A 25,898-nucleotide genomic window follows, 5' to 3' on the forward strand; every position below is an offset into this window, starting at 1 on the left:
GCAGTGTAAAAGGACATTGGCCGAAATCTCTTTTCCACCTTTCCATTCTTTCACTTTTTCACTTCTCTCCTTTTTAAAAGAATTTAATCTCTTCTCCTTCGATCTCACTCAGCAGGAGATTAGCCAACCGACTCGTGCCCAAACGGAACCATTTATTAGTCAACCATTTGTCGCCGAGCACTTCTTTTACGATTGTGTAATAGGTGAGTGCATCCATCACACTGTTGATTCCGCCTGCGGGCTTGAAGCCGATCTGTATTCCCGTCTCGTCGTAATATTCCTTGATGGCTTGGCACATCACGTAAGCGGCCTCGGGTGTAGCAGCAATTTTCTCCTTGCCTGTTGATGTTTTGATGTAGTCGGCACCTGCATACATCGATAAAATGGAGGCTTTTTTGATGTCGGAAGCATTACGGAGGCAGCCCGTTTCGAGGATAACTTTCATTGCAGCAGTGCCACACGTCTGCTTCAACTCGCTGATATCGTCACACACGCCTTCGTAATCGCCGCTGAGAAACTTGCCTACCGGCATCACGATATCAATCTCCGTGGCTCCGTCTTTCACGGCTAATGCCGTCTCGGCAATCTTTACTTCGATGAGCGCCTGCGATGAAGGGAAACTCCCGGAGACGCAAGCAATCTCCACGCCGTCTACTTCTAATGTCTCGCTCACAATCGAAGCAAAACACGGATAAACGCAGATCGTGGCTACGTGGGGTAGATTTGGGTAGGCGGCGTCAAACTGATTGACACGCTCGGTGAATGCCATCACACTCTCATCAGAGTCTGTTGTCTTGAGCGTTGTGAGTTCGATGCTACCGAAAAGGAACTTTTTTGTCTCTAAATTGTCGTTTTCGTGCACTTTTTCAGCGATGATTTGCTGCACGGCCGTGCGCACTTCATCGTCGTTGATGTCTGTGTTGTACTTGTTGAGAACCTCTTCATAGCGACTCTTTTGCGGCTCATCATGATGGTGATGATGATGAGTTGGTTCGACGTTTGGTGTTGTTGTCATTTTTATTTCAGTTTATTGTTATTAAGATGTCGTGTTTGATCGCGTGCAGTTTTCTTATCCATGTTTTTCCGAAAGGCTTCGGTTAAGTCGACACCAGTCTGGTTTGCAAGGCAGAGTAGCACCCAAAGCACGTCTGCCATTTCGTCTCCGAGATCGTGATTCTCACCTTTTTTGAAGCTCTGATCACCGTAAGTGCGGGCCATAATACGTGCCAATTCGCCCACTTCTTCGGTCAGACACGCCATATTTGTCAGTTCCGAAAAATAGCGCACACCGTAAGTCTTCACCCATTTGTCCACGAGTTGTTGGGCCGAGACAAGCGAAAGTATCTCTGTTGGAGCCTTTTCGGGGTGCGGGTGTTCCATCACCATCGTCACCGGACCATCGTTGACGAGTTCCACCTGCATGTCGGCGCCGAATTCACCAGTGGCCACCGGTTTGCCCAACAGTGTGGAGAGGCGTTTGCAAAAGGCTTCATAGAGCGGGATTGCCACCGTGTGCGGTGCGGCATTGATCCATGACGGACGGTTGCCTTTGCGACAATCGCCCATCAAAGTGAATTGACTCACCACGATGATTTCGCCCCCGATGTCGGTCACAGAGCGATTCATTACGCCTTGTTCATCGTCGAAAATGCGCAATGCAATCGTCTTTTTTGAGAGCCATTCCAAGTCTTCGCCAGTGTCGTCGGGCGCAATTCCCACGAGCACTAAAAGTCCCTGACCAATCGTTGATTTCACTTTTCCATTGATAGTGACCGTTGCTCGTTTCACCCTTTGTATGACAAGTCTCATTTTACAAAGGTATTTAATTTTGTGAAAACAACCAAATCTCTGCTCCTAAAATCATGATTTTGGTGTTGGAGAGTAATTCTTTGATACGATTTTGAGCCAATCGAAGCAGTTTGTTGATGCCGATTGATTCGCAGATTTTTGATGCTTGAGTCTTTTTGCAACTTATTGATAATCAATAGGTAATATGGATTTGTGGTGAGAATGGCATAAAAAAGATTTACAACTAACGCTTTATGAGAGTCCCACTAAGTCTCTTTTGCACGCTGATTAATGCTTTTTCGTCGTGCGATGAACTGTTTCTTGCGCTTGAAAATGGGCCAACACGATCTTGGCGCGTAGTCTTCCGACGATTGATGTGAGCGTATGGAAATCAGCTTCTTTGATGTTTTGCACTGTCTTTAAGGTTTGGAGAAGTGCCTGTTTACTTTTGGGACCGATACCGCGAATGTCGTCTAACTCGCTGTGCAACGCACGTTTGCTGCGTTTGTTACGGTGGAAAGCGATGGCATAACGGTGCACCTCGTCTTGGATATGTGCCAAAACGCGGAATAATTCTGATTTGATATTGAGCGCAATGGCAATCGGGGGAAATCCGTAAAGCAATTCGTTGGTGCGGTGACGATCGTCTTTGACCAGGCCAGCAATGGGAATATTCATTCCCAATTCGTCTTCTATGACTTTCCGAACGACTTCCATCTGCCCCTTTCCACCGTCGGTGATGATGAGATCGGGCAGCCGTTCGCCTTCGGACAATATCTTGCTGTAACGCCGACGTACCACTTCCTGCATCGATGCGTAGTCGTCTGGTCCTGTGACTGTCTTGATGTTGTATTTTCGATAATCCTTTTTCGACGGTTTCATCGCTTTGAAAACGATGCAGCCTGCCACCGCATCAGTGCCCGAAATGTTTGAATTGTCGAAACATTCGATCTGGAATGGGAGTTTGGGCAGGTGTAATTTGTCTTGCAGCTCTTTCATTAAGCGTGTCGCTCTTTGCTCCGGATTGAGCTTTTCGGTTTGTTTCAATCGATCGAATTTATATTGCTTGCAGTTCATTTCCGACAGTTCCAGCAGGCGTTTTCTCTCTCCTTGGCGCGGAATAACAAATTTTACACCTTTTAATTTCCACTCTATCTCGAATGGCACAAGGATCTCTCGGGCTGTGCTTTGCAGTCTTTCGCGGATGTCGGTGATAGCTGTGATGAGCAAATCGGCATCTGCTTCGTGTAATTTCCGCTTATATTCGAACGTAAAACTCTGGTTGATCGTACCGTTTTTGACGTGAATGTAATTGATGAAAGCATTCTTGTGGTTGTCATCATTGGTGATCGTGAAAACGTCGATATCATCGATTGTGTGGCTCACAACCTCGCTTTTAGTGCAGAAATGCTTGATCAGCAGATACCTCTTTTTCAAGACTTCGGCTTCTTCAAACTTCAATTCGTCTGCTTTTTTTTGCATCATCTCATAGATTACTTGACTCACTTTGCGGACATTCCCTTTCAAAATCTCTCGCGCCTGGGCGATGTTCTCTCGATATTCTTCATAAGAGATCTTGCCGATGCAGGGCGCGTCGCAGTTCTTGATATGAAATTCCAAACAGGCTTTATATTTTCCTTGTTGGATATTTTCAAGTTCAAGCAGATAGTGACAAGTGCGGGGTTTGCAGAGTTTGTTGATGAGTTCGAGCATTGCGTTCATACCTGTGACATTGCTGTAGGGTCCATAATAAGTGCCGAGCCTATGGTCTATGATGCGCGTTTTGAGTATTCGAGGAAATGTTTCGTTGGTAATGCAGATGCTGGGGTAGGTTTTTCCGTCTTTCAGCAACACATTGTAACGAGGATTGTATTTCTTAATGAGACTGTTTTCCAGTAGGAGTGCGTCTTCTTCTGTTTTGACAACTGTGTAAGAAATGTCATGAATCTTGCTCACAAGTACCTTTGTCTTGAATCGGTCCACCTCTTTGTGAAAGTATGATGCCACACGATGCTTCAATCGCTTAGCCTTTCCTACATAGATAATGGTGTGGTTATCGTCATAGAATTGGTAGCTGCCAGGCTTTTCGGGCATGTTTGAAACGATATTCTTTAAGCGTGAAAGACGCTTCTCGTCTTCGTTCTTTGTCATTTGATTTCTCCTTTATTTAAAGGCGATTTGTGCCTTTGTGTTTCACGTGGAACGCTATTCCCCTCCGCTGAACGATGTGAGTCTGTCGGCGATTGATGATCAACCGGGTTGTGAGTAAGATAAAGCTGTTTCCTCATTAGATGGTTTTCGTCTTGTGAAAAGCATCTGTTTGCACTGCGAAAAGCCGTTATTCGCATTTCGTTTAACGGCTTTTCGCAAGTGCTCTAAATATTCCTGATTTCTCGCTTGTTGCCTTGTGTCTTCTTGCTATACTTTTATAAGGCTGGAGATTTCAAGCTCGTTGTCGAAAGCTTCACGTCCGTTCATGCCCTCATTGACCAATTCGATGATGAAATTTGCATACACTTTCTTCGGATGGAATTTCTTAACGAGATCATAAGCTGCTTTCATCGTTCCGCCGGTTGCTAACAAATCGTCGTGTAAGAGAATAACGTCGGTTTCATCGATGGCGTCCTTGTGAATCTCGATCGTGTCTTTCCCATATTCCTTGGCATAGCTTTCTTGAACGGTCTCACACGGCAGTTTGCCGGGCTTTCTGCACAGGACGATACCGGCATTCAGACGTAATGCCAATGCGGATGACATCACAAAGCCTCGACTTTCGATGCCAACGATCTTGGTAATACCTTTGTCCTTGTAAAGCTCATACATCTCTTCGGTGATCTCTTTGAGACACTCTGGGTTTTTAAATAAGGTGGTGACATCTCTGAAATTGACGCCTTTTTTGGGCCAATCTGGAATACATCTCAGATTGTCTAACAATAGTTTGTTGTTCATTTTCAATGCGTTATGAATTTATTTAATACCTGTTTGTTTCACGTGAAACGATTATCTGTGGAGTAAAACGAGCAAAACATTGATGTCACTCGGCGATACTCCGGGGATGCGACTGGCTTGTGCGAGTGTCTCCGGATTGATTCTTGCAAGTTTTTGACGACCCTCAGTGGAGATTTCGTGCAGTTTTTCGTAGTCGAATCTGTCTTTGATCTTGATGCCTTCAAGGCGATGCATCTTCTCTGCTACGATTTTTTCTCGTTCAATATAACCATTATATTTCATTTTGATCTCGGCTGCTTCGGCTATTTCTTCACACCGGTTCGGGGCTGAATCAATCAATGTCTTTAATTCGGGAATGATCGTTGAGAGATTACCCAATGTGATTTGCGGACGCGCAATGAGATCAGCCACCTTGCAACCTTCATGAAGTGGGGTGGTGCCGATGGCTTCTAACTGCGCATTTATTTCTTTTGGTTTCACCGAAGTGGTGTTGCAGAAGTCTATGATACGAGTAATGGCTTCTTTCTTTTGCATCCACCAATCATACCGATTACGGTCGGCCAGTCCTATTTGATAGGCTCTCTCGGTGAGACGAGCATCAGCATCGTCTTGCCTTAATAAAATTCGGTATTCTGCACGGGATGTAAACATCCGATAAGGCTCGTCTACTCCTTTGGTGGTTAAGTCATCAATGAGTACTCCGATATAGCTTTCGTCCCGATTCATCGTGAATGTTTGGTTGCCAGTGCACTGTAAGGCGGCGTTGATCCCGGCTACAATTCCTTGTCCTCCAGCTTCTTCGTAACCTGTGGTTCCGTTGACTTGGCCGGCGAAGAACAGACCTTTCACGACCTTGGATTCTAATGTTTGTTTGAGTTGTGTCGGATCGAAGTAATCGTATTCGATCGCGTAGCCAGCTCGATAAATTCTTGCTTCGCGCAGAGCTGGTATCTGGTGAAGTGCGTTTAACTGTATGTCCATTGGCATACTGGATGAAAAACCGTTGAGATACATCTCATTTGTGCTTTCGCCTTCTGGCTCTAAAAACAGCGGGTGTTGATCTTTGTCTGGGAAAGTGACAATTTTGGTTTCGATGGATGGGCAATATCGTGGGCCCGTACTTTGAATTTGTCCGTTGAAAAGGGGCGAATCTGCAAGTCCTTGGTTAAGAATTTCGTGCGATTCTTTCGTTGTATAGCATGTCCAACACGGCAATTGTTTCAACTTCCGATTTTCACCGATATAACTGAATTGGTGAAAATCGGTTTCACCGTCTTGTCTTTCCATATCTTCGAAATGTACACTTCGGGCGTCGATGCGTACCGGTGTGCCTGTCTTCATTCGTGAAACGCGAATGCCGTGACGTGAGATACTTTCGCTGAAATGGTAAACTGCGGGTTCAGAGCATCGTCCGCCGGGAATCTGATAGCGTCCGATGTGCATCAATCCATTAAGAAATGTACCTGCGGTAACGATAATGCTTTTGGCTCGAAACTCTGCTCCCCATATCGTTCGAATGCCAACGGCTTCACCATTCTCTACAATCAGTTCGTCGGCTTGATCTTGCCAAATGCTTAAATGATCGATTTCATCGAGCTTTTTACGCCATTCTAAAATGAATTTCATGCGATCGCATTGGGCACGAGGACTCCATACGGCTGGTCCTTTACCACGATTAAGCATTCGAAATTGTATCGCTGTGGCATCGGTTATTTGTCCCATTTGTCCGCCGAGAGCATCGATCTCACGTACGATTTGCCCTTTCGCTATTCCTCCTACAGCTGGGTTGCAGCTCATTTGGGCGATTTTGTTCATGTCCATTGTGATGAGGCAGGTTTTTGCACCGAGTTTAGCAGCGGCTGAAGCAGCCTCACAGCCCGCATGTCCACCACCAATAATGAGGACATCATATTTAAATTGCATACGCTATAAGTTTCTGGATTGTTGAGCTTTTAAGCCAAGCGCAACGTATTCTCTCGTTACTTATTCCTTAGGATATTGCTAATCGCTTTCAATTTTTTTGTTTGTCGATTTGCAATCTCGCTTTCTTTACTTAAATTCTCTGCTTTTTCTTTTTTCCGCAAAAGTAAGAATTTTAATTTGATTTTTGGTGAAAAACCTTTGATTAATCACTAAAATATAGTATTTTTGCACACAAATTAGGGGTGAAACATCCTTATAAGTGGGTATTGTTTCACTTGAAAAGTGTGTCAGAAAGTTAGAAAAGCAAAACGGAAAATCAAAAAAATAACAATTAAATAATTAAAAATCAATCATTTATGTGGTTAATTAATTCATCTATCGGTAGGAAGGTGATCATGTCGGTAACCGGCATTGCGCTTGTCTTATTCCTGACATTTCATATGTCGATGAACGTAGTGGCACTCTTTTCGGGTAGTGCTTACAATTTGATTTGTGAATTTCTGGGTGCCAACTGGTATGCCGTCGTTGCTACAGTGGGCCTGGGTGCACTCACAGTGATTCACATTGTCTATGCATTTATCTTGACAGCGCAGAATCGTAGAGCACGTGGCGCAGAGCGTTATGCCGTTACCGACTGGAGTCCTAAGGTAGAGTGGGCATCGAGAAATATGCTGGTGCTGGGTTTGATTATTGTATTGGGTCTGCTGTTGCATCTTTTCAATTTTTGGTATAATATGATGTTTGCCGAGCTTCTGCATCTTCCCACGCGCTTCAGTCCGTCTGATGGCTTTGCATATATTCAGGAAACGTTCAACAATCCGGTGTTTGTCGTGCTCTATGTTGTATGGTTAGCAGCCCTTTGGTTTCATCTTTCGCATGGCTTTTGGAGTGCAATGCAGACCTTGGGAATCAATGGAAAGATTTGGTTCGACCGTTGGAAGACGATTGGTTTGGTTTATACGACCTTGCTGATGTTAGGCTTTTTAGTTGTCGTTTTAGCTTTCGCGTTCGGCTGTGCACCCAGTCTCTGTTGTCGATAATTCATCCTTTATTACGTAAAAAATAACGATTATGTCACAAATAGATTCAAGAATTCCCGAAGGTTCACTGTCAGAGAAGTGGACAAACTATAAAGCTCATCAGAAGCTTGTTAATCCCGCAAACAAACGTAAACTTGATATCATCGTCGTAGGAACGGGTTTGGCGGGTGCATCTGCTGCTGCTTCGCTTGGTGAAATGGGATTCCGCGTGTTCAATTTCTGTATTCAAGACTCTCCGCGTCGTGCCCATTCGATTGCTGCACAAGGTGGTATCAATGCAGCAAAGAACTATCAGAACGATGGTGATGCAGTCTATCGACTGTTTTATGATACGATTAAAGGAGGCGATTACCGTGCTCGTGAGGCTAACGTTTATCGTTTGGCAGAGGTCAGTGCATCGATTATTGACCAGTGTGTAGCGCAGGGGGTTCCTTTCGCTCGTGAATACGGAGGTATGCTTGCGAACCGTTCTTTCGGCGGAGTGCAGGTTAGTCGTACGTTCTATGCAAAGGGACAGACCGGTCAACAGTTGTTGCTCGGTGCGTATTCGGCCCTGAGCAAGGAAGTGCATAATGGCACGGTAAAACTCTATACACGCTATGAGATGGAAGATCTCGTTGTTATCGACGGCAGGGCCCGCGGTATTATAGCCAAGAACTTGGTAACAGGCAAGCTCGAAAGATTCGCTGCACACGCTGTATGTATCGCTACCGGCGGTTATGGTAACGCCTATTTCCTCTCTACAAACGCAATGGGCTGCAACTGTACGGCTGCTATTCAGTGTTATCGTAAGGGTGCTTATTTTGCCAATCCAGCCTTTGTGCAGATTCACCCGACGTGCATTCCCGTTCACGGAGATAAGCAATCGAAATTGACTTTGATGTCGGAGTCGCTGCGAAATGATGGTAGAATTTGGGTACCTAAGAAGCTTGAAGATGCCCAAAAACTGCAAGCTGGAACGCTTCAGGGTAGAGATATTCCCGAAGAAGATCGTGACTACTATCTTGAGCGGCGCTATCCTGCATTCGGAAACCTCGTTCCTCGTGATGTTGCCAGCCGTGCAGCGAAAGAGCGTTGTGACAAAGGCTTTGGCGTGAACAATACAGGTTTGGCCGTGTTCCTTGATTTTTCGGAAGCTATCGGACGGTTAGGTCGTGATGTAGTAGAGCAGCGTTATGGCAACCTTTTTGATATGTACGAGGAGATAACGAATGTAAGTCCCTATGAAAACCCAATGATGATCTACCCCGCAATTCATTACACAATGGGTGGAATATGGGTAGACTATGAACTGCAAACATCCATCAAGGGGCTGTTTGCACTCGGAGAGTGTAACTTCTCAGACCATGGCGCCAATCGATTAGGTGCCAGTGCGCTGATGCAAGGCCTTGCAGACGGCTATTATGTGATACCTTACACGATGCAGAATTACCTGAGCGATCAGATCACAGTGCCTCGTTTCTCTACAGATTTGCCCGAGTTTGAAGCGGCTGAGAAAGCTGTTCAGGCTGAAATCGACCTTATATATAATGTAAAGGGAGATGAGAGTGTCGACCATATTCATAAGAAACTCTACACGATCTTATGGAATAAGGTAGGTATGGCGCGTAATCTCGAAGGCTTGAAAGAGGCGCTTGTCGAGCTCAAAGCATTGCGCAAAGAGTTTTATGAGCACGTGCGCATTCCCGGAGAGAAGGAAGGTCTCAACGTGGAACTTGACAAAGCGATCCATCTTCGTGACTTTATTACGATGGGAGAGCTGATGGCTTACGATGCCATTAACCGTAACGAGAGTTGTGGCGGGCACTTCCGTGAAGAGTCGCAAACCGAGGAAGGCGAGGCCAAACGTGATGACGAGCACTATATGTATGTTGCTTGTTGGAAGTATGAAGGTTCTGATGATACCGAGCCTACGCTGTTAAAAGAGGATCTTAACTATCAATATATTAAGGTGCAAACACGAAATTACAAGTCGTAATTGCGTTTGTGAGTTTATAGGGTTACAAGTTTGTAAGTTAGATACGACTCATGTTTCCTTCGAAAAGAGGTATAGTCTCTATTAAAAACTCATCGACTCAATGACTCATCAACTTAAAAACTAACATTATAATGGATAAAAATATCAGTTTTACGCTTAAAGTTTGGCGTCAGAACGGCCCCACAGCGAAAGGTCATTTTGATACGTTCGAGATGAAAGACATCCCAGGTGACACCTCATTTCTCGAAATGTTGGACATTCTTAACGAACAGTTGATCGAAGAAAACAAAGAACCCTTTGTCTTTGATCACGATTGTCGCGAGGGCATTTGCGGTATGTGTTCGCTCTATATCAATGGACATCCGCACGGACCGGCCACCGGAGCCACTACGTGTCAGCTCTATATGCGCCGCTTCAACGACGGAGACGTCATCACGGTAGAGCCTTGGCGTTCGGCCGCATTCCCTGTAATTAAAGACTGTATGGTCGATCGAGGAGCCTTCGATAAGATTATCCAGGCCGGCGGTTACATCAGCGTACGCACCGGTCAGCCGCAAGATGCCAATGCAATTCTTATCCCCAAAGAGGCTGCCGACGAGGCAATGGACTGCGCTACGTGCATAGGTTGTGCTGCTTGTGTGGCTGCCTGCAAGAACGGTTCAGCTATGTTGTTCGTCAGTTCGAAGGTAAGTCAGTTGGCATTGTTGCCCCAAGGCCGTCCCGAAGCTGCTCGTCGAGCTAAAGCTATGGTGATGAAGATGGAGGAGTTAGGTTTTGGTAACTGCACGAATACGCGTGCCTGCGAGGCCGAATGTCCGAAGAACGAGTCGATAGCGAATATTGCTCGTCTTAACCGCGAGTTCATCGCTGCCAAACTCAACGACTAATTATCAATTACGCTTGGCGTAATTCAAATATTAAGGGCACATCGGTTATGGATCGATGTGCCCTTTTTCATGACCATTTGCATCATTTCCCGTTTCTTTTTGTTGTCTTGATACTGATTGATTATCGGTGAAACCTATTCCGATTAACCGTTAGCTGCCGTGCAATTAATGGTCAATCGCAGGCTGAATAGCGGTTAGTCGCAACGCGCTTAACGGTGGGCTGAAATGGTTTGATGCTCGAAAAAAGAGGCTGTTTGCTTGCCTCTCAGAAAGATAATGCGTATATTTGTCAACTGAATTTATAAAAATTACAAAGCCAAACAGATGCAACAACACGATATGAAGGCCGCACTGAAACATGATAAAGCTCTGAGCCAAATCTCTGTTGAGATTGAAGGGCACATTGCTCTTGTTGAATATGATTTACGCGATGGGATGCTTGACATTGTGCACACGTATGTTCCAAAACCTTTGGAAGGTCGTGGAATCGCTTCCGAATTGGTTCGTGCAGCTTATGATTATGCTCGCGAACAGGACGTTAAACCTGTGGCCACATGTTCTTATGCCGCGGCTTGGTTGGAAAGGAATTCCCAAAAAGTGCGATGAAAAGGGGAATTTTTGCTTTTGTTATGTGCATGATCGCCATGTGCATGACTGCTCAACGGGAGGGGAGAACAGCCGAATCGTTGAGAAAACAAGGGCTTGTCAATGTGCAACGATTGGATCCGTCCATCTTCGTTTCGTTGATGTATGCTCGTGCCGATAACTTTACGGGGAGCGTGCTTTATGACGATTTGCGCACAGCATATCTGCATCCGCAGGCGGCTGAAGCATTGGTCAAAGCGCAGCGACGGTTAAAGGTTTTGCGGCCGGATCTGAGTCTGAAAGTATATGATGCTGCACGGCCAATGACGATACAGCAACGGATGTGGAATCTGGTGAAAAACACGTCTAAAAATATATATGTCAGCAATCCCGCTCATGGCGGAGGACTCCATAATTATGGGTTGGCCGTGGATATTACACTATGCACTCTGCGCGGCGACAGCATTCCGATGGGCACTCGTGTGGATGCCATGACGCCGCTTTCGCATATCGATCGTGAGGGAGAACTGGTTGCTGCGCATCGCATCAGCCGTCAGGCACAACGCAATCGGGAACTCCTGCGTGCTGTGATGCAGTTTGCTGGATTCCGTCCGTTGCGCACCGAGTGGTGGCATTTCAATTTCAAGACGCGTGCCCAAGCCCGAAAGTCATATCGGGTGATCCACTAATATGTTTGGTAATGATTGATTCTTTGACCTTAGATTTTGCCAATCAGCATGCCGATGATGATGTGCAGCAGTTGGCTTTGCAGGCTGCACGTTGGCCAGGAATAGACCTTCTGCAAGCGATTGATCAGATTCGGGGGCACCGAACAGCACGTATCAAATTACCATCATGGGCCGCTGTGCCTGACATTGTTTATCCGCCGCATCTTTCGATGGAGCAATGTTCATCCGAACAAACGGCTGTTTACAAGGCCAACATTGCTCAACGACTGGGCGGTGAATCGTTTGTTGATCTCACGGGAGGCTTTGGAGTGGATTTTGCTTTTATCTCACAGGGATTCAAAAAGGCTGTTTATGTGGAGCAACAAGCGCATTTATGCGAGGTGGCTCGACATAATTTCGGGTTGCTTGGATTGTCGCAAGCACGTGTAATGTGTGTGGATAGCATTGCGTTTTTGCATGAAATGGAGCCTGCGAGTTTGATTTTCGTCGATCCGGCACGCCGTAATGAGTATGGCGGGAAGGCCTTTGCGATCGGTGATTGCACGCCTGATATTCGACAAATCGAAATGGAGTTGCTTGAAAAAGCGACCCATGTGCTGATTAAACTGTCGCCGATGCTTGATTGGCATAAGGCAGTTGCCGATCTTGAAAGTATCGACCGTGTGGTCGATGAAGTGCATATTGTGGCCGTGAAAAATGAATGTAAGGAATTGCTTCTGGTGCTTTCGAAAGGTGGAAAGCATAAGAATAAACCGCGGCAAGTGTTGTGTGTGAATGATGGCAGCGTCTTCTCGTATATCGAAGACGATGAAACGAAGAGTTCATTAAGACTTTTTGAGGCTGAAATACACAGCGGAATGCACCTCTATGAGCCGCATTCCGCTGTTATGAAAGCTGGATGTTTCGGTCTGCTTTCGAATAAATTCAATGTTGAAAGCCTTGCTCACGACTCTCATTTATTTGTTTCCGAAGACGTCGTTACGGGTTTTCCAGGCCGTCATTTTCGTATAAATGAGGTGGTTTCAATGAATAAAAAGGTACTCAAAAAAGCCTTTTCTTATATTCGGCAAGCCAATATCGCTGTGCGAAATTTCCCTCTTTCCGTGGCTGAACTGCGTCGGAAACTGCGTTTGAAAGATGGTGGCGATATCTATCTTTTCGCTACTACCGATGTTGTTGGCCGTCATGTACTGCTTATTTGCAGCAAAATGGGGTAGGGGATCAGTTTAGAAGCGGATCGGTCCAAACCTCAACACCGATGCATATTTGCCGTTTTGGCGAAACTGATAAATCGTAAACAGCCGACTATTATCCACTGGTGAGCTACCACCTTTATAAAAAGGTGCACCGTCATCTTCTATATCCATCGACAAGTCGGGGTAATCGGCCTCCATCTTTTTAGCAATCAACTGTGTGAAACGCTGTGCGCTGTGTTTATCTTTCGATAAAACTGTAAACCGTGCTTCGTTAAGTACGATGTTGCCAGACTTGTTTTGTCCGAATTTGAAGTTCACTTGGTGAAACCGAATGCCCATAAACTGCACGTCATTATACGTCAGTTGTTGTTCGGTAGCTATCGCCGGTTTTCCGAATTGAGCTTCGATCTGTTGCACGGCTTGTGTATAATCCATGCCGAATGTCATTCCCGACACACTGGCTTCTTGTTTTGCGCTTCCGGTTACGGACAAGATTAGCGCAAAGGCAAGAGTGAATAATTTTTTCATTTTTTGTTGTTAATCGTGTGGTTTTATGCCGCAAAGTTAATCAAAAAAGTCTTAAATGGCCAAGACTTTGTTAAAAAACATTGACTAAAAGGGTGAAATGGAAAGAAAAAAGGAAGTCGACTCACTTATGAGTCGACCTACTTCATTTGTTATTTTCAGTTGAGTTTACTCTTCTACAACAGAAAAATCATCTTTACCTACGCCGCAAAGCGGGCACACCCAATCCTCGGGGATGTCTTCAAAAGCTGTTCCAGGTTCGATGCCACTGTCGGGATCGCCTACTGCGGGATCATAAATATAACCGCAAGTTTCGCAAATGTACTTTTTCATCATGTTTTGTTTCTTAGTTATTAATCAATCTATTGTTTATCAAAATCTATAATTTTGTTTGCAAAATTCGTTCCACCCGGTCGGCGATTTGTGCCGGGGTGATGTCGTTCAAGCATGCATAATCGCCGCGTAAACAGGGTTTGTTGCCGTAGACGGAGCATGGACGACAGGGCAAATCCAATTGAACGGCATTGTCGGCCAACTGATTCCATCCCATAAAACCGGCCAAAGGATGAGTTGCTCCCCATACACTAACCACTTGAGTGGCTGTGAGTGAAGCCAGATGCATATTAGAGCTGTCCATCGAAATCATCGCATCAAGATGACTCATGAGTATAAGTTCCTGTTCCAATCCTGCCAAAACGTCGGGTACACAAATGCACTGCGCATGACGTACAGCCATGTCGGCGAGTTGTTTTCGCTCTGTTTCGCCGCCTCCAAACAAGAAAATGCGACACGAGGAGTGCCTTTGGGTCAGCAAATCAATTACTTCTTCCATCTTCGGGAGCGGATAAATCTTGCCGCGATGGGCCGCAAATGGCGCAACACCGATCCATTGTTGGAAAGACTTTTTACTACCGATGGCCGCAGGAAGGAGTTGCAAGTTGCCTCCGCTTGGTGGAAAGATAGACCGGAAATCGAGTTTCACGGGATAACCAAGACGTGCAAACACGTCGGCGTAATTTTGAAAAGCGGTGGGCTGTTGCACCAATTTCTTACAGTGTTTGGCCGTGAGCCAACGTTTTCCTCGGCGTTGTTTATTGATGTGTGCCACCTTATTGCGGCTGAGACAGAACCGCATTCGTAAGTATTTCGAGCGCAACACGTCGTGCAGATCGGCCACAGCCGTAAAGCGTTTGGCTGCCAACCGACGATAGAGTGCATTGAGTCCGCCGACACCTCGATACTCTTTCTTTATGTCGCAGCCATAAAGCCAACGTTAGGTGGCAACTTTTCGAAAAGTACACGAGCAAAAGGTCGACTCAAAACAGTGATGCGCACCTCGGGATATTGCTTGGCCAACGAATCAATGACGGGCACAGCCATGGCCACATCGCCCATAGCGGAAAACCGAATGACGAGGATGTGCTCCGTTTTCATTTCTTGGCGTAAAGCACGGGATTGGTGGACGGATCGTTATACATCTTCATTTGTCTGTAAACTTTCATATATTTCCGTCCCGCCTCGATGTCGTCGAGCAGCTGATCGATAGCTGTTCCGAGATCAATTTGCTGTTCGAGCAGCACGTTCAACTTGCTGCGACACTTGTCTATGTGTGCATCGTCGGCATCGGTGCGCTCTGCTTGTTCGCGCATATGATAGATTTTCAGGGCCAAAATAGACAATCTGTCCACTGCCCAAGCCGGACTCTCGGTGTTGATCCGTGCATCCGGCAACACATTTACATCGCTATATTTCTGCCGAAAATGGCTGTCGATCTGCTCCACAAGGTCTGTCCGGTCTTGATTAGACAGATCTATGCGGCGTTTCAGCGACAAGGCATCAGCGGGATTAATGTGGGGATCTCGGATGATATCTTCTAAATGCCATTGCACCGTGTCGATCCAGCATTTCAGATAGAGTCGGTTGTTGATCGACTCTCTTTCATACGGGTTATTGATCGGTGTATCCACGTTGTCTTTCACGTGATAATCTTCAATGGCTTGATTGAAAATTCGGTTACAGCTTTCGCTAAATGACATGGCTCGATATGTTTTTTATTTGATGCAAATATAGAAATTTAAGCGATCATAACCAAAAAAAAGTACTGTTTTTTAGTTTTTTAGGGTTTCTCTGCATGCCTTTTTACCGGCATTTCTCACATTGTATTGAGAATGCCTTATATCCCATTGAATTTCAAATATATACAAATCTTTTTGCAACTAACTGTTATATACCGTGTAAATAAGCATTAATGACACGACAACTGAGCGTTAGTTGCTCTGTGATTAACGGTTAATTGCAGCATGCAGAATCGTTTCCCGGGTGTTAATTCCGTCTTTCCATCACGAAGTATCGTGGTCTGCGCTTCACTTCGGTGTATATTTTTCCGACGTAAACACCGGTGATTCCGACGCCGGTCGTTACTACGCCGCCGATAAACCAAAGTGAAGTGAGGGTAGAAGTCCAGCCTTGTATCGTATTGCCTTGGGCGTATTCAATCAACGCAAAGCCAATCATCACAACCGAAACCAATGTCATCAGCAGCCCGATGACGGTAATCCATTTGAGCGGAGCTGTCGAAAACGACGTTATTCCGTCGACAGAGAAGCTGAGCATCTTATGCAATGGATACTTGGATTGCCCTGCCGTGCGCGCAGTCCGATTGTAAAACACGAAACCTTCATTGAATCCTAACTGACGAACTAAGCCTCGGAGAAAGAGATTCCGTTCAGGAAACGCCAGCAGTGCACGTACAGTCCGTGCGGTCATCATTCGATAATCGGCGTGGTTATAAATCATTTCCTGATCCACGGAACGCATCAGTCGATAAAAAGTTTGTGCCGTAAAGCGTTTGAAGAACGCATCTGTTTTGCGCTCTTTACGCACGCCATAGACGATGTCGCAGCCCTGCTTGACTTGCTTAACCATATCGATAATGGCGTTCTCATCATCTTGCAGGTCGGCATCTATCGATACAGCAGCATCGCATTGGTCGACAGTCTGCTCCAATCCGGCCCACAATGCGCGCTGATGTCCTACATTATGAGACAGTCGGATACCTGAAATGTTGGCGAATTTCTCGGTGAGTTGACAAATCAAAGGCCACGTCTTGTCACTGCTTCCATCGTCGACAAGCATTAAACGAGCCTCTGTTGCCGTCTCGTCTCGCAGCCTATCGACCACTGTCTGCAACTTATCCACTGCCCAACAGAGCACTTCCTCTTCGTTGTAACACGGAATAACAATATAAATTTTCATCATTTTTAGCGTATGGGGGGGTGGTTAAAAAGCCTCTATCCGAGATGTTCGGCATCCCGAATAGAGGCTTTTCGTATCATTTCAAACTGTCAGCCTTATTTCATTTTAGCCTTTAATAGGGTGGGAATTTCGCTCGTTTCGCGTGCAACCGGTACGCCGGCAGCTTCAAAAGCAGCCACTTTCTCGGCCGCAGTACCCGATCCGCTGGAGATGATTGCACCCGCGTGGCCCATCTGTTTGCCTTTGGGTGCCTCGCGACCGGAAATGAATGCCACTACGGGTTTGGTCACACAGCGTTTGATATAATCAGCAGCGCGCTCCTCGGCATCGCCTCCTATCTCGCCGATTAGTGCGATACTGTCGGTCTCCGGGTCGTTTTGGAACAGTTCGAGAAGGTCTTGGAAGTAGAGGCCTACGATGGGATCGCCACCTACTCCCACAGCAGTTGACTGTCCAAAACCGTTTGCCGTGAGGTTAGCTACGACCTCGTAAGTCAGCGTTCCGCTGCGACTGATTACGCCGGTATGTCCTTTCTTGAAGATGTTTGTTGGCATAATGCCCACCATGCTCTCATCAGGTGAGATGAGTCCGGGGCAGTTCGGCCGATGAGATTGGCCCCTTTGTCACGGATATAGCGGTAAGCCTCTACCACATCGAGCGTCGGAACGCCCTCGGTGATACAGATAATAAGTTTAATGCCGCTGTCGGCAGCCTCGAGCATCGCATCTTTTGCAAACGCAGCCGGTACGAAGATTACAGATGTGTTGGCGTTAGTAGCCTTCACAGCATCCTTAACCGTGTTGAAAACAGGTATCCCTGCAACCTCTTGTCCGGCCTTCCCGGGCGACGTTCCGCCTACAACGTTGGTGCCATACTCTTTCATTTTCGTTGCGTGGAATGCGCCGTCACGACCTGTTATGCCTTGAACGATCAGTCGTGTATCTTTATTTATCAATATACTCATTTTGTTTTCGGTTTTTAAGTTACGACTATTCGGTTATCGGTTCAACATTTGGCAGCCAGTTCTACAGCCATCTTTCCGGCCTCGCCCATCGTGTGCGCCACGTTGAATTTGGTGCCTTTGAGTAGCTCTCGGCCCTCTTTCTCGTTGGTTCCGGTTAGTCTTATCACGATCGGCATCGTGGTATCGATGAGCTTGAATGCCTCGATCAGCCCCTTAGCCACATCATCGCAGCGGGTGATTCCACCGAAGATGTTGATCAAAACTACCTTTACGTGCTTATCAGAGAGCAACAGTTTCATTGCTTCTACAATCTTCGTGGGGTTGGAACTACCACCAATATCGAGGAAGTTAGCCGGATTTCCGCCGTAAAGTTTAATCATATCCATCGTGGCCATTGCTAAACCGGCCCCGTTGACCATACAACCGATTTCGCCACCGAGGTTTACATAGCTGAAGCCTTTATCCTTAGCGTCTTGTTCTTTACGCTCTTCGGGCGTGGGTTCAAACAATTCGAACACGTCGGGATGACGGAAGAGGGCATTGTTATCGAATGTCATCTTGGCATCGATGGCTTTCAGTTTGCCGTCGCCTGTCAGTACAAGCGGGTTGATTTCGGCCAGAGACGCATCCTTTTCTTTGAACAGTCGATAGAGATTTTGCAGCAAAGGAACGGCTTGTTTTATCTGAGCCATATCGTCGAAGAGCGTGAATGCGGCCTCGCGAGCTTTGTAATCGGGCAGCCCTAACAGCGGGTCGATGGGTATTTTGATGATTTTCTCGGGCGTATCCTTAGCTACCGCCTCGATGTCCATACCTCCTTCGCGGCTGAGCATCAGTATGGCCGACTTTGATTTACGGTCGATGACGATGCTTACATAATACTCCGATGCGATATCAACAGCCTCGCCGACGAGCACTCTGTCGACAGTGAAACCCTTGATATCCATCCCCAGAATCTGCGTTGCATACTGTTTGATTTCGGCTTCATCCTTACCCAGCTTCACGCCGCCGGCTTTTCCTCGGCCGCCTGTGTGTACTTGGGCTTTTACGACAGCGCGTTCCACCCCCAGTTTTCTGTAAGCTTCGACAGCCTCTTCTGCCGTGTGGCACACCAAACTGTTGTCCACCGGCAAGCCATATTTGGCAAAAAAGGCCTTTGCCTGATACTCATAGACTTTCATAGTAAATCAAATTAGTTTAATATTAATGTTTAAATCAGTGCTGCAAATATAGATAAAATTTTTCAAGTCGAGCCTAATCAAATCCCATTTTTTCTGTGATTGCGATTAAAAAAGAGGTTTTCCTCGATTTCCAAGTCCATCTCTCTCTTATTGGGGAAGCCGGAGTGGGTTTCTGATTCATCGTTAGTTGCATTGCAACTAACGATGAATCGCCGTGCAACTAACGGTTACTTGGCTTGCAACTAACCATTAGTTAAAAATCGATCAAATCTTGTCTGCTTGTTTACTTGTCGACTTGTCAGTTATAATTGAATTACCGTCATGGTGTTTTTTCACTTTAAAATGGTCGAAACCCTTGCCGTAAACGCCCATGACAGCACTTTGCGTGACGAAAGCATGAGGATCAATGTCGTCGATCATACGATAAAGCAGGCCTGCTTCACGCTGCTTGGTGACCACGATCAACACTTTCAGGTTGTTGCCCGAGTAATAACCGCGGGCGTCGATAACGGTGCAACCGCGGTGAGGAGCTCTGCCGTGATGCGCTCGCATATCTCGTCGTAACGATCGGAGATAATAAGAAATTGCACGGAACGGCGCCCAGAGTTGACCACTTGGTCTAAAACGAAAGCCGTGATGATGAGTACCACGTAGCCGTAGATCACTTGTTCCCAACTGTGCAACACCACATAACTGAGCGTTACGATGGTCATATCGCAGAGAAGAACCACCCTTCCGAGCGAAATGTCGCGATATTTGTTGACGATTGCGGCCACAATGTCCGAACCTCCGGTGCTTCCATTGAACGAGAGTCCATATCCGATGCCCACTCCGCAGAATACTGCGCCGATGATGCTAGCCATAAATGGTTGGTCGGTCAATATCGTGGGGTGAGGGAAAAAATTGCGAAATGCGGCAACGAACATCGTGAGCAACACTACGCCATAGATCGTTTTGATGCAGAATTTGAGGCCTAACACCTTCAAAGCAATGGCCAAAAGCACTGCATTTACCCCGAAATAGGTCACCTGAACCGGCACTTTTGCACCCCAGAACACAATCGAAGAAAGTCCTGCAACACCGCCAGTGCTGATGTTGTTAGGCAACAAAAAGATGGTCCATCCAATGCAATAAGAGAGCATTCCGACGGCAATCATCACATAATCCATGATTTCTCGATAAAGTGTTTTGCGTGTGATTCGTTCCATTTTATGATCTTTTGAATGTTTTTTATCGATGCAAAGGTAGACCAAGTTTGATACACCGCAAAATAATAACACGAAAATAGCATCACAGAAGCAACTCTTTTGTGGATTAATTTCGCTATCTTTGCACTTCAAAGGAATGCCAAACGACAGAATGAACGACGACTTTGATATCAGAGGCGAACGTATTTCGCCGGCCGAACGCGACTTCGAGAATGCACTGAGACCGCCTAAATTCGCCGACTTCAGCGGTCAGACGAAAGTGGTGGAGAATTTAGAGGTGTTTGTAGAAGCTGCTAAATACCGCGGCGAACCGCTCGATCACACGCTCCTTCACGGGCCGCCGGGCTTGGGAAAGACCACGCTGAGCAATATCATTGCCAATGAATTGGGCGTGGGATTCAAGTTAACGAGCGGTCCGGTGCTTGATAAGCCGGGCGATTTAGCGGGTATTCTCACCTCGCTTGATGCTAATGACGTGCTGTTTATCGATGAAATTCATCGTCTTTCACCCGTTGTCGAAGAGTATCTTTACTCTGCAATGGAAGACTTTCGCATCGATATAATGATTGATAAAGGTCCTTCGGCACGGTCAATACAAATTGATCTCAATCCGTTTACGCTCGTTGGAGCCACCACTCGCAGCGGTTTGCTCACGGCTCCGTTGCGTGCCCGCTTCGGCATTAACTTGCATTTGGAATATTATGAGCCCGAAGTACTGGCGCGAATTATTAAGCGTTCGGCTTCGATTCTGAATGTTCCGATAGACAATGAGGCTGCTATTGAACTCGCACGACGCTCTCGCGGTACGCCCCGAATTGCCAATGCGTTGCTCCGCAGAGTGCGAGACTTTGCACAAGTAAAGGGCGATGGGCGTATCGATACAACCATATCGCGTCTCTCTCTCACGGCTTTGAATATCGATCAGTATGGTTTAGATGAGATAGATAATAAGATTCTGCTCACGATTATCGATAAATTTAAAGGCGGTCCGGTGGGAGTCTCGACCATTGCGACAGCTATCGGCGAAGACAGCGGCACCGTGGAAGAGGTTTATGAGCCGTTCCTTATCATGGAGGGATTCATCAAGCGCACGCCCCGCGGCCGTATGGCAACCGAACTTGCGTATCAACATTTCGGCCGAAATATATTTAACAGCACCGCGAGACATCCTGGATTGTTTGATGAATAAAAATATGAAGACAGGCCTTTTTATAGGAAGTTTTGACCCGTTCACTATTGGACACGATGCTGTTGTGCGTCGAGCGTTGCCGTTGTTCGATCGAATTGTCATTGGAGTAGGGGTCAATGAGCGTAAGAAATATATGTACAGCTCTGACGTAAGGGTGAAAAGCATTGCCGAACTCTATGCCGCCGAGTCTCGAATAGAGGTCAAAGCCTATAACGATTTGGCTGTAGAGTTTGCACATCGAGAGGGTGCTTGGTTCATCATTAAAGGTGTTCGGAGCATCAAAGACTTTGAATACGAGCGTGAACAAGCCGATATCAATCGGCAGATCGGCGGTATAGACACCATCCTTTTCTATGCAGAACCGAGGATGGAAAGTATCAGCTCGACAATGATTCGTGAACTGATACACTTCGGAAAAGATGTAAGTGAATTCTTACCAATGAAGAAATGATTACATATAACAGTGAAAACATCAAAATGCCGAGGCTGAAACGGCGCGAGACTTCGGCTTGGATAGAGACCGTTGCAGCTACTTACGACCGTCGGATAGGTGAAATTGGCTATATGTTTGTAGATGATGAGAAGATACTTGAAGTCAATCGGGAGTATCTCGGACACGATTATTATACCGATATTATCACTTTTGATTATGATGAAAGCGATGTTCTCAATGGTGATATCGTGATAAGTGTCGACACGGTGCGTAGCAATGCCGAGCAGTTTGGCAAGTCGTTCGACGACGAGTTGCACCGGGTCATCATCCACGGCATTCTTCATCTCTGCGGCATTAACGATAAAGGTCCCGGTGAACGTGAGTTGATGGAAGCCGCAGAAGACAGAGCACTCACACTGCTTAAGCTGCTTTCGGACAAACAATAGACGTTCAGTGGTCTGCCGATGAATTCAACTGAAAGTTTATTTCTTCATTAGGAAGGCATCAGCATCATTGAGAACAGGGAACTCCTGACGGAATTTCACCAACGCGGTCATATCCAATTGTGCCGTAGCTTCGCATTCGCGGTTAGCCTCACAAGCTGCAAGGGTATTGCCATAAGGGTCGAGAATAACGGATGCTCCGCAATATTCGCACTGTGGATCACGCCCCACGCGATTGACTCCCACCACAAAGCACTGATTCTCTATGGCTCGGGCACGCAGCAATGTACGCCACGCAGCAATGCGAGATGTAGGCCAATTGGCCACGTACAGAATGCAATCGTAGTCTTTCTGATTACGACTCCACACAGGAAAACGCAAGTCATAACACACCTCCAATAAGAATCTGATACCTCGAAAAGCAACAATTACGCGTTCATTACCACGTGTAAAGCATTTATCTTCACCGCTGTACGTGAAGAGATGACGCTTGTCGTAAATGTCGACGTGCCCATTCGGCTGAACGAAATAGAATCGGTTGTAAAATCTTCCGTCGTCATTTACGGCCACCGAACCTGCTATTGCCGCATCGCATCGGGTCGCTTTGCATTTCATCCAGTACAGAGTCTCACCATCATTCGGCTCTGCAAGTCCGTCGGGTTGCATTGCAAAGCCTGTCGAAAACATCTCGGGCAATACATAGAGATCAGCTCCTCGTTGCCTGTCGATAGCCTCGTCTGCCGCCCGAATATTGCTTGCGGGATCGGCCCAAATGATATCTCGTTGCAGTATCGATACTCTCATAGCTGCCCAGCTTCTACCATTAGCACCACGCGTTCAGTCAAACGGTCGACGCCGTTGGGGTCATACTGCTTTTTAAGACTGGCTCCGAACATCCACGCAAAGGCCTGATAAAAGCCTGCACGCACCGGACCGAGAATGGCTTGGATAAGATTATACGACGTGGAATTACATTCACGGTAAACCAATTTGATGAGAAGTTTACCCTGCGCGTAAGTCAATTTTTTCATTCTCGGCGTGTATTCCTGCTTGATACTTTGCTCAACGTTTTTGAGATGTGCGTCTCTTGCCTTCTTGTTTGGTAAGGTTTGAAGATAGTCATAAGTTTCAAGAATAATCGTGTTGCATTCTTTTGCAATAGGCAAAACTTTCTTAACGTTATACACCAAACGATTGAATGCTTGTTGTTGCTGCGCATCTTTGAACACGATAGGCGGATAAACGTAGACGTTATTCAGTTCGACATATTGAATGCTATCGCCTCTGAGCAACACTTTGCCTACTTTTACCATTGGCACAAACGTGGGATCGTTCATGTCCACGACACGATCTTCGGGATTGACATGTCCCGGACGGTCAGTCTGCGCCCGCATCTGCGAGGAACAAAACGTTACAATGGCCGATAGTATGATTATCTTCCATCTCATCGGTTGCAAATTTACAGATATTTTCTTACATCCACTCACATCTTTATTGATATTTAATATCCCCTCCAAGTCCTCGAAAAAAGGAGGTGGAATAGGTCTAAGGGGATTATCAATGCTCAATGGCTAATTCTCAAATGGCGGTAAAGCTGTTTCCAATTAAGTGTCGGTCATGGTCCGAATCACCGTTATTTGCAGCTTCATTCACCGTTGGTTGCACTGCCATTGGCGGTGAGTTGGAATACTGATTGTATGTGATTGATTCATAGTGGAATAGAAAGTGACTTCCGCTAATATAAAAAGGAGAGACATGCCGGGGCATATCTCTCCTTGAAAGGGGGATCAACCGATCGTGTGAAGATCAATAATTGGGGCCTTCGCCGAAGTTGGGCGCACCTTTGTCATACCACACGCGCTCGGTGTTGAGCAATGAGGGGTTCTGTCCATCGGTGAAAGTGAAGCCCTGCTCTTGTGCTGCTGCAATGATGAATGGTTTCATCTTGTTGAAGTCTTTGGGCTCGGTGATGTAGAACCTACGCGGTATTTCGGTGTTCGCTTTCATGCTGACCCATGGGATGAGATTGCTTCCCACCTTGGGAATACCCGTGCGGCGTACGGTGACGAACTGCTCGAGGGGTTGATAGTAGAAGTGAAGGTAGAGCTGAATATAGATCTTTTCGAGGTCTGCAGCTTTGTTTCCTGTCAACTGGTAATCGGCGTTAGCCATCATGTTTGCGATTTCCGTGTCGCCGTAAGTGACGGGTTTGTCGAACGGATCATTGCAATGTGCCTGATTGTAATAGGGTATTTTGTTGAGCGTTGCCAGTCTGTTGTAAGCCTTTGCGGATGCTTCGACACCTGTTTTGAAGTAACTGGCAGCCGATTTAGGCAGATTTGCACCGAGCAATTTAAATTCGGCGAGATAGAGATTGACCTCGGCTGTGCTCAGAGTCATTTCATAAAGCGGGTTGTCTTCGGTGTCTTGCACGACCTTTCCCTTAGGAGCTGTGGGGAAAGTGAAGTCTACGCGTCCGCGCACCATCTCTTCATTAAATGTGGAGTAAGGACGATAGGTTTTCGATGCATCGCCGTCTGTGACTTGCCAACGTGTCGAAACGAAGTAGTTGTTAGCACCGATGTAATTCTTGTCATCGTTCAAATTGATTCCGATAGGAATACCGTAATAACGCACCCAAGGTTCGCCGTCGCCTTTCCAACTGGTGAAATGCTTGTGGCCCGACGCATCGGTGGTGTAGTTTACGTTGTCAAGGATATATTGGGGAACAGCACATTTGGTGTCGCCTTTGGCTTGAGCGTCGAAGAAAGCTTGTATAACCTCAGAGTTGAAACTGTTCTTTGTGAACATCACGAGCATGCGGGGATCGTGGTTTTTCTTCATAAAGTCGAGTACATTCTTGCTTGTTGCGCCGAGACCTACATCGTTTCCGGTGCCGTAAGTGTTGTCGCCACCATCGCCGCCAGTACCTTTATTATATACGTAATCATCTTCGATAGAGCTCATGATGTTAGCTTCGCTCGCGCCAACTTCCTCTGCCAGTTTGATGGCACGTGCCCTATCTTGATGCAATAGCCGCACGGCGAGTTTGAGTTTCACACCGTTAGCAAATTTAAGCCATTTCGAAGTGTTGCCGTTATAGGCCAAATCGTTGTCTCCGAGAGTTGCTTGCGACTCTTTGTGAGCTGCAAGTGTCTTGATATCTGCATCGATTTCAGAAATCCATTGATCGAAAAGCTCTTTCTGCGAATCGTATTTCGGGGTGAGCGTGCCACCATAACGGAAGTTAACAGCTTCGCTATAAGGCATGGATCCATACATATCGCAGTCATAAAGTGCCATATACACCGAGAGCGTATTGGCCATAGCCTGATGTCTTGATATTGTTTGGCCTTTTCGGAATCCATTTCATCGATGGTTTTATGGATTTCTTTCTCATACTTTTTAGCCTCAACGTAACGCGATCCGGCACCACCCAGTTCCCCCATTTGGTTGAACAGGTCGCCAAAACTGCCTGATGGCGTGTAAGCTTGGGCGAATTTAGACACATAATTGGCGTCGTAAAACCAAAATAAATAGTCGAATGGCTGATAGGCTACTTGTTCTTGGGTGAACAAGTATTTAACATCGGCCTTGTTGATAATCGACGGATCGGTGTTGATTTTAGCATACTCGTCTGCGCTGCAACTTGCAGTGAGGATGAG

22 protein-coding genes and 4 pseudogenes are annotated in these 25,898 nt (G+C 46.4%); 9 read left to right on the plus strand and 17 right to left on the minus strand.

Features of this window, described 5'->3' with window-relative positions:
• Window positions 1-73 precede the first annotated feature (73 nt).
• From deoC to mnmG, 6 genes and pseudogenes are all read right to left on the minus strand, one after another.
• The gene (gene deoC, locus JCM12259_RS02755; RefSeq protein WP_025065327.1) at window positions 74-1,015 is read right to left on the minus strand and encodes a deoxyribose-phosphate aldolase; all 942 of its coding nucleotides are present in this window, start codon (window positions 1,013-1,015) and stop codon (window positions 74-76) included.
• Window positions 1,016-1,017: 2 nt separating this feature from the next.
• Complete coding sequence (locus JCM12259_RS17130; RefSeq protein WP_234396534.1) at window positions 1,018-1,380, minus strand: nucleotide pyrophosphohydrolase; 363 nt, start codon at window positions 1,378-1,380, stop codon at window positions 1,018-1,020.
• Window positions 1,360-1,809 (minus strand): annotated as a pseudogene (dtd, locus tag JCM12259_RS17135) (D-aminoacyl-tRNA deacylase); the annotation flags it as partial. The gene JCM12259_RS17130 and the pseudogene dtd, both read right to left, overlap by 21 nt.
• Window positions 1,810-2,076: 267 nt before the next feature.
• Window positions 2,077-3,939 carry an excinuclease ABC subunit UvrC gene (gene uvrC / locus JCM12259_RS02765; RefSeq protein ID WP_025065329.1) on the minus strand — a complete coding sequence of 621 codons (1,863 nt, stop codon included), beginning with the start codon at window positions 3,937-3,939 and terminating at the stop codon, window positions 2,077-2,079.
• A 267-nt stretch (window positions 3,940-4,206) separates the two neighbouring features.
• Window positions 4,207-4,737, minus strand: coding sequence for an adenine phosphoribosyltransferase (locus tag JCM12259_RS02770; RefSeq protein WP_025065330.1), 531 nt, complete (start codon window positions 4,735-4,737; stop codon window positions 4,207-4,209).
• A 51-nt stretch (window positions 4,738-4,788) separates the two neighbouring features.
• Complete coding sequence (gene mnmG / locus JCM12259_RS02775; RefSeq protein WP_025065331.1) at window positions 4,789-6,660, minus strand: tRNA uridine-5-carboxymethylaminomethyl(34) synthesis enzyme MnmG; 1,872 nt, start codon at window positions 6,658-6,660, stop codon at window positions 4,789-4,791.
• Between the two features lie 356 nt (window positions 6,661-7,016).
• Here mnmG and JCM12259_RS02780 point away from each other — a divergent pair, with 356 nt between their 5' ends.
• The 6 genes from JCM12259_RS02780 to JCM12259_RS02805 all read left to right on the plus strand — a co-directional run bounded on the left by JCM12259_RS02780 (window position 7,017) and on the right by JCM12259_RS02805 (window position 13,056).
• Entirely contained in the window at window positions 7,017-7,700 is a 684-nt protein-coding gene (locus tag JCM12259_RS02780; protein ID WP_025065332.1) for a fumarate reductase, read from the plus strand.
• Between the two features lie 31 nt (window positions 7,701-7,731).
• Window positions 7,732-9,678: a fumarate reductase/succinate dehydrogenase flavoprotein subunit gene (locus JCM12259_RS02785; protein ID WP_025065333.1), complete on the plus strand. Its 1,947-nt coding sequence runs from the start codon at window positions 7,732-7,734 to the stop codon at window positions 9,676-9,678.
• Window positions 9,679-9,809: 131 nt separating this feature from the next.
• Window positions 9,810-10,565: a succinate dehydrogenase/fumarate reductase iron-sulfur subunit gene (locus tag JCM12259_RS02790; RefSeq protein ID WP_021584889.1), complete on the plus strand. Its 756-nt coding sequence runs from the start codon at window positions 9,810-9,812 to the stop codon at window positions 10,563-10,565.
• A gap of 324 nt (window positions 10,566-10,889) precedes the next feature.
• Window positions 10,890-11,171 carry a GNAT family N-acetyltransferase gene (locus JCM12259_RS02795; protein ID WP_374188297.1) on the plus strand — a complete coding sequence of 94 codons (282 nt, stop codon included), beginning with the start codon at window positions 10,890-10,892 and terminating at the stop codon, window positions 11,169-11,171.
• 23 nt (window positions 11,172-11,194) lie between these two features.
• Window positions 11,195-11,839 carry a M15 family metallopeptidase gene (locus JCM12259_RS02800; RefSeq protein ID WP_374188299.1) on the plus strand — a complete coding sequence of 215 codons (645 nt, stop codon included), beginning with the start codon at window positions 11,195-11,197 and terminating at the stop codon, window positions 11,837-11,839.
• An 11-nt stretch (window positions 11,840-11,850) separates the two neighbouring features.
• Window positions 11,851-13,056 (plus strand): THUMP-like domain-containing protein, encoded by a 1,206-nt coding sequence (locus JCM12259_RS02805; protein ID WP_025065336.1) that lies wholly within the window; start codon window positions 11,851-11,853, stop codon window positions 13,054-13,056.
• A 9-nt stretch (window positions 13,057-13,065) separates the two neighbouring features.
• On the opposite strand, the gene JCM12259_RS02810 is transcribed toward JCM12259_RS02805, so the two are convergent.
• The 8 genes and pseudogenes from JCM12259_RS02810 to JCM12259_RS13500 form a co-directional block, all read right to left on the minus strand.
• On the minus strand, window positions 13,066-13,563 hold the full coding sequence (locus JCM12259_RS02810; protein WP_025065337.1) for a hypothetical protein: 498 nt from the start codon (window positions 13,561-13,563) through the stop codon (window positions 13,066-13,068).
• A gap of 165 nt (window positions 13,564-13,728) precedes the next feature.
• Window positions 13,729-13,893 carry a rubredoxin gene (gene rd / locus JCM12259_RS16030; protein ID WP_060544564.1) on the minus strand — a complete coding sequence of 55 codons (165 nt, stop codon included), beginning with the start codon at window positions 13,891-13,893 and terminating at the stop codon, window positions 13,729-13,731.
• A 46-nt stretch (window positions 13,894-13,939) separates the two neighbouring features.
• Window positions 13,940-14,994 (minus strand): annotated as a pseudogene (locus JCM12259_RS13490) (glycosyltransferase family 9 protein).
• Window positions 14,991-15,596 carry a DUF4254 domain-containing protein gene (locus tag JCM12259_RS02825; protein ID WP_025065338.1) on the minus strand — a complete coding sequence of 202 codons (606 nt, stop codon included), beginning with the start codon at window positions 15,594-15,596 and terminating at the stop codon, window positions 14,991-14,993. The pseudogene JCM12259_RS13490 and the gene JCM12259_RS02825 overlap by 4 nt, the downstream one beginning before the upstream one ends.
• 286 nt (window positions 15,597-15,882) lie before the next feature.
• Complete coding sequence (locus JCM12259_RS02830; RefSeq protein ID WP_025065339.1) at window positions 15,883-16,815, minus strand: glycosyltransferase family 2 protein; 933 nt, start codon at window positions 16,813-16,815, stop codon at window positions 15,883-15,885.
• A gap of 95 nt (window positions 16,816-16,910) precedes the next feature.
• Window positions 16,911-17,779: pseudogene (gene sucD, locus JCM12259_RS13495) on the minus strand (succinate--CoA ligase subunit alpha).
• 41 nt (window positions 17,780-17,820) lie between these two features.
• Window positions 17,821-18,960 carry an ADP-forming succinate--CoA ligase subunit beta gene (sucC, locus tag JCM12259_RS02840; RefSeq protein WP_025065340.1) on the minus strand — a complete coding sequence of 380 codons (1,140 nt, stop codon included), beginning with the start codon at window positions 18,958-18,960 and terminating at the stop codon, window positions 17,821-17,823.
• Window positions 18,961-19,224: 264 nt separating this feature from the next.
• Window positions 19,225-20,168: pseudogene (locus JCM12259_RS13500) on the minus strand (YitT family protein).
• 151 nt (window positions 20,169-20,319) lie between these two features.
• On the opposite strand from JCM12259_RS13500, the gene ruvB reads away from it, so the two are divergent.
• Genes ruvB through ybeY form a run of 3 tightly spaced genes read left to right on the plus strand, consistent with a single transcriptional unit; the run spans window position 20,320 to window position 22,236 of the window.
• Window positions 20,320-21,357, plus strand: coding sequence for a Holliday junction branch migration DNA helicase RuvB (gene ruvB / locus JCM12259_RS02850; protein WP_025065341.1), 1,038 nt, complete (start codon window positions 20,320-20,322; stop codon window positions 21,355-21,357).
• Window positions 21,358-21,361: 4 nt separating this feature from the next.
• Window positions 21,362-21,808, plus strand: coding sequence for a pantetheine-phosphate adenylyltransferase (gene coaD / locus JCM12259_RS02855; protein WP_024991428.1), 447 nt, complete (start codon window positions 21,362-21,364; stop codon window positions 21,806-21,808).
• Window positions 21,805-22,236, plus strand: coding sequence for an rRNA maturation RNase YbeY (gene ybeY, locus JCM12259_RS02860; RefSeq protein ID WP_025065342.1), 432 nt, complete (start codon window positions 21,805-21,807; stop codon window positions 22,234-22,236). Before coaD ends, ybeY begins: the two co-directional genes overlap by 4 nt.
• A gap of 36 nt (window positions 22,237-22,272) precedes the next feature.
• Here ybeY and JCM12259_RS02865 read toward each other — a convergent pair whose 3' ends face one another.
• From JCM12259_RS02865 to JCM12259_RS13505, 3 genes are all read right to left on the minus strand, one after another.
• Window positions 22,273-23,037: an amidohydrolase gene (locus JCM12259_RS02865; RefSeq protein WP_025065343.1), complete on the minus strand. Its 765-nt coding sequence runs from the start codon at window positions 23,035-23,037 to the stop codon at window positions 22,273-22,275.
• Window positions 23,034-23,681 (minus strand): DUF4294 domain-containing protein, encoded by a 648-nt coding sequence (locus JCM12259_RS02870; RefSeq protein WP_025065344.1) that lies wholly within the window; start codon window positions 23,679-23,681, stop codon window positions 23,034-23,036. The genes JCM12259_RS02865 and JCM12259_RS02870 overlap by 4 nt, the downstream gene beginning before the upstream one ends.
• A gap of 358 nt (window positions 23,682-24,039) precedes the next feature.
• Window positions 24,040-25,560, minus strand: a complete 1,521-nt coding sequence (locus tag JCM12259_RS13505) for a SusD/RagB family nutrient-binding outer membrane lipoprotein (protein ID WP_234396531.1) — start codon at window positions 25,558-25,560, stop codon at window positions 24,040-24,042.
• Window positions 25,561-25,898: the final 338 nt, after the last annotated feature.

Source organism: Hoylesella enoeca JCM 12259, assembly GCF_000613405.1.
Lineage (GTDB): Bacteria > Bacteroidota > Bacteroidia > Bacteroidales > Bacteroidaceae > Prevotella > Prevotella enoeca.

Excerpts from the sequence above, each read along its gene's own strand:
- JCM12259_RS02865 (WP_025065343.1), bottom strand. The coding sequence starts at position 23,037 with ATGAGAGTATCGATACTGCAACGAGATATCATTTGGGCCGATCCCGCA.
- JCM12259_RS02825 (WP_025065338.1), bottom strand. The coding sequence starts at position 15,596 with ATGTCATTTAGCGAAAGCTGTAACCGAATTTTCAATCAAGCCATTGAA.
- JCM12259_RS02795 (WP_374188297.1), top strand. The coding sequence starts at position 10,890 with ATGCAACAACACGATATGAAGGCCGCACTGAAACATGATAAAGCTCTG.
- JCM12259_RS13505 (WP_234396531.1), bottom strand. The coding sequence starts at position 25,560 with ATGGCCAATACGCTCTCGGTGTATATGGCACTTTATGACTGCGATATG.
- JCM12259_RS02805 (WP_025065336.1), top strand. The coding sequence starts at position 11,851 with ATGATTGATTCTTTGACCTTAGATTTTGCCAATCAGCATGCCGATGAT.
- JCM12259_RS02785 (WP_025065333.1), top strand. The coding sequence starts at position 7,732 with ATGTCACAAATAGATTCAAGAATTCCCGAAGGTTCACTGTCAGAGAAG.
- JCM12259_RS02770 (WP_025065330.1), bottom strand. The coding sequence starts at position 4,737 with ATGAACAACAAACTATTGTTAGACAATCTGAGATGTATTCCAGATTGG.
- ybeY (WP_025065342.1), top strand. The coding sequence starts at position 21,805 with ATGATTACATATAACAGTGAAAACATCAAAATGCCGAGGCTGAAACGG.
- coaD (WP_024991428.1), top strand. The coding sequence starts at position 21,362 with ATGAAGACAGGCCTTTTTATAGGAAGTTTTGACCCGTTCACTATTGGA.
- JCM12259_RS02800 (WP_374188299.1), top strand. The coding sequence starts at position 11,195 with ATGTGCATGATCGCCATGTGCATGACTGCTCAACGGGAGGGGAGAACA.
- JCM12259_RS02830 (WP_025065339.1), bottom strand. The coding sequence starts at position 16,815 with ATGAAAATTTATATTGTTATTCCGTGTTACAACGAAGAGGAAGTGCTC.
- JCM12259_RS02810 (WP_025065337.1), bottom strand. The coding sequence starts at position 13,563 with ATGAAAAAATTATTCACTCTTGCCTTTGCGCTAATCTTGTCCGTAACC.
- uvrC (WP_025065329.1), bottom strand. The coding sequence starts at position 3,939 with ATGACAAAGAACGAAGACGAGAAGCGTCTTTCACGCTTAAAGAATATC.
- rd (WP_060544564.1), bottom strand. The coding sequence starts at position 13,893 with ATGAAAAAGTACATTTGCGAAACTTGCGGTTATATTTATGATCCCGCA.
- JCM12259_RS17130 (WP_234396534.1), bottom strand. The coding sequence starts at position 1,380 with ATGGAACACCCGCACCCCGAAAAGGCTCCAACAGAGATACTTTCGCTT.
- sucC (WP_025065340.1), bottom strand. The coding sequence starts at position 18,960 with ATGAAAGTCTATGAGTATCAGGCAAAGGCCTTTTTTGCCAAATATGGC.
- JCM12259_RS02790 (WP_021584889.1), top strand. The coding sequence starts at position 9,810 with ATGGATAAAAATATCAGTTTTACGCTTAAAGTTTGGCGTCAGAACGGC.
- deoC (WP_025065327.1), bottom strand. The coding sequence starts at position 1,015 with ATGACAACAACACCAAACGTCGAACCAACTCATCATCATCACCATCAT.
- JCM12259_RS02780 (WP_025065332.1), top strand. The coding sequence starts at position 7,017 with ATGTGGTTAATTAATTCATCTATCGGTAGGAAGGTGATCATGTCGGTA.
- mnmG (WP_025065331.1), bottom strand. The coding sequence starts at position 6,660 with ATGCAATTTAAATATGATGTCCTCATTATTGGTGGTGGACATGCGGGC.
- JCM12259_RS02870 (WP_025065344.1), bottom strand. The coding sequence starts at position 23,681 with ATGAGATGGAAGATAATCATACTATCGGCCATTGTAACGTTTTGTTCC.
- ruvB (WP_025065341.1), top strand. The coding sequence starts at position 20,320 with ATGAACGACGACTTTGATATCAGAGGCGAACGTATTTCGCCGGCCGAA.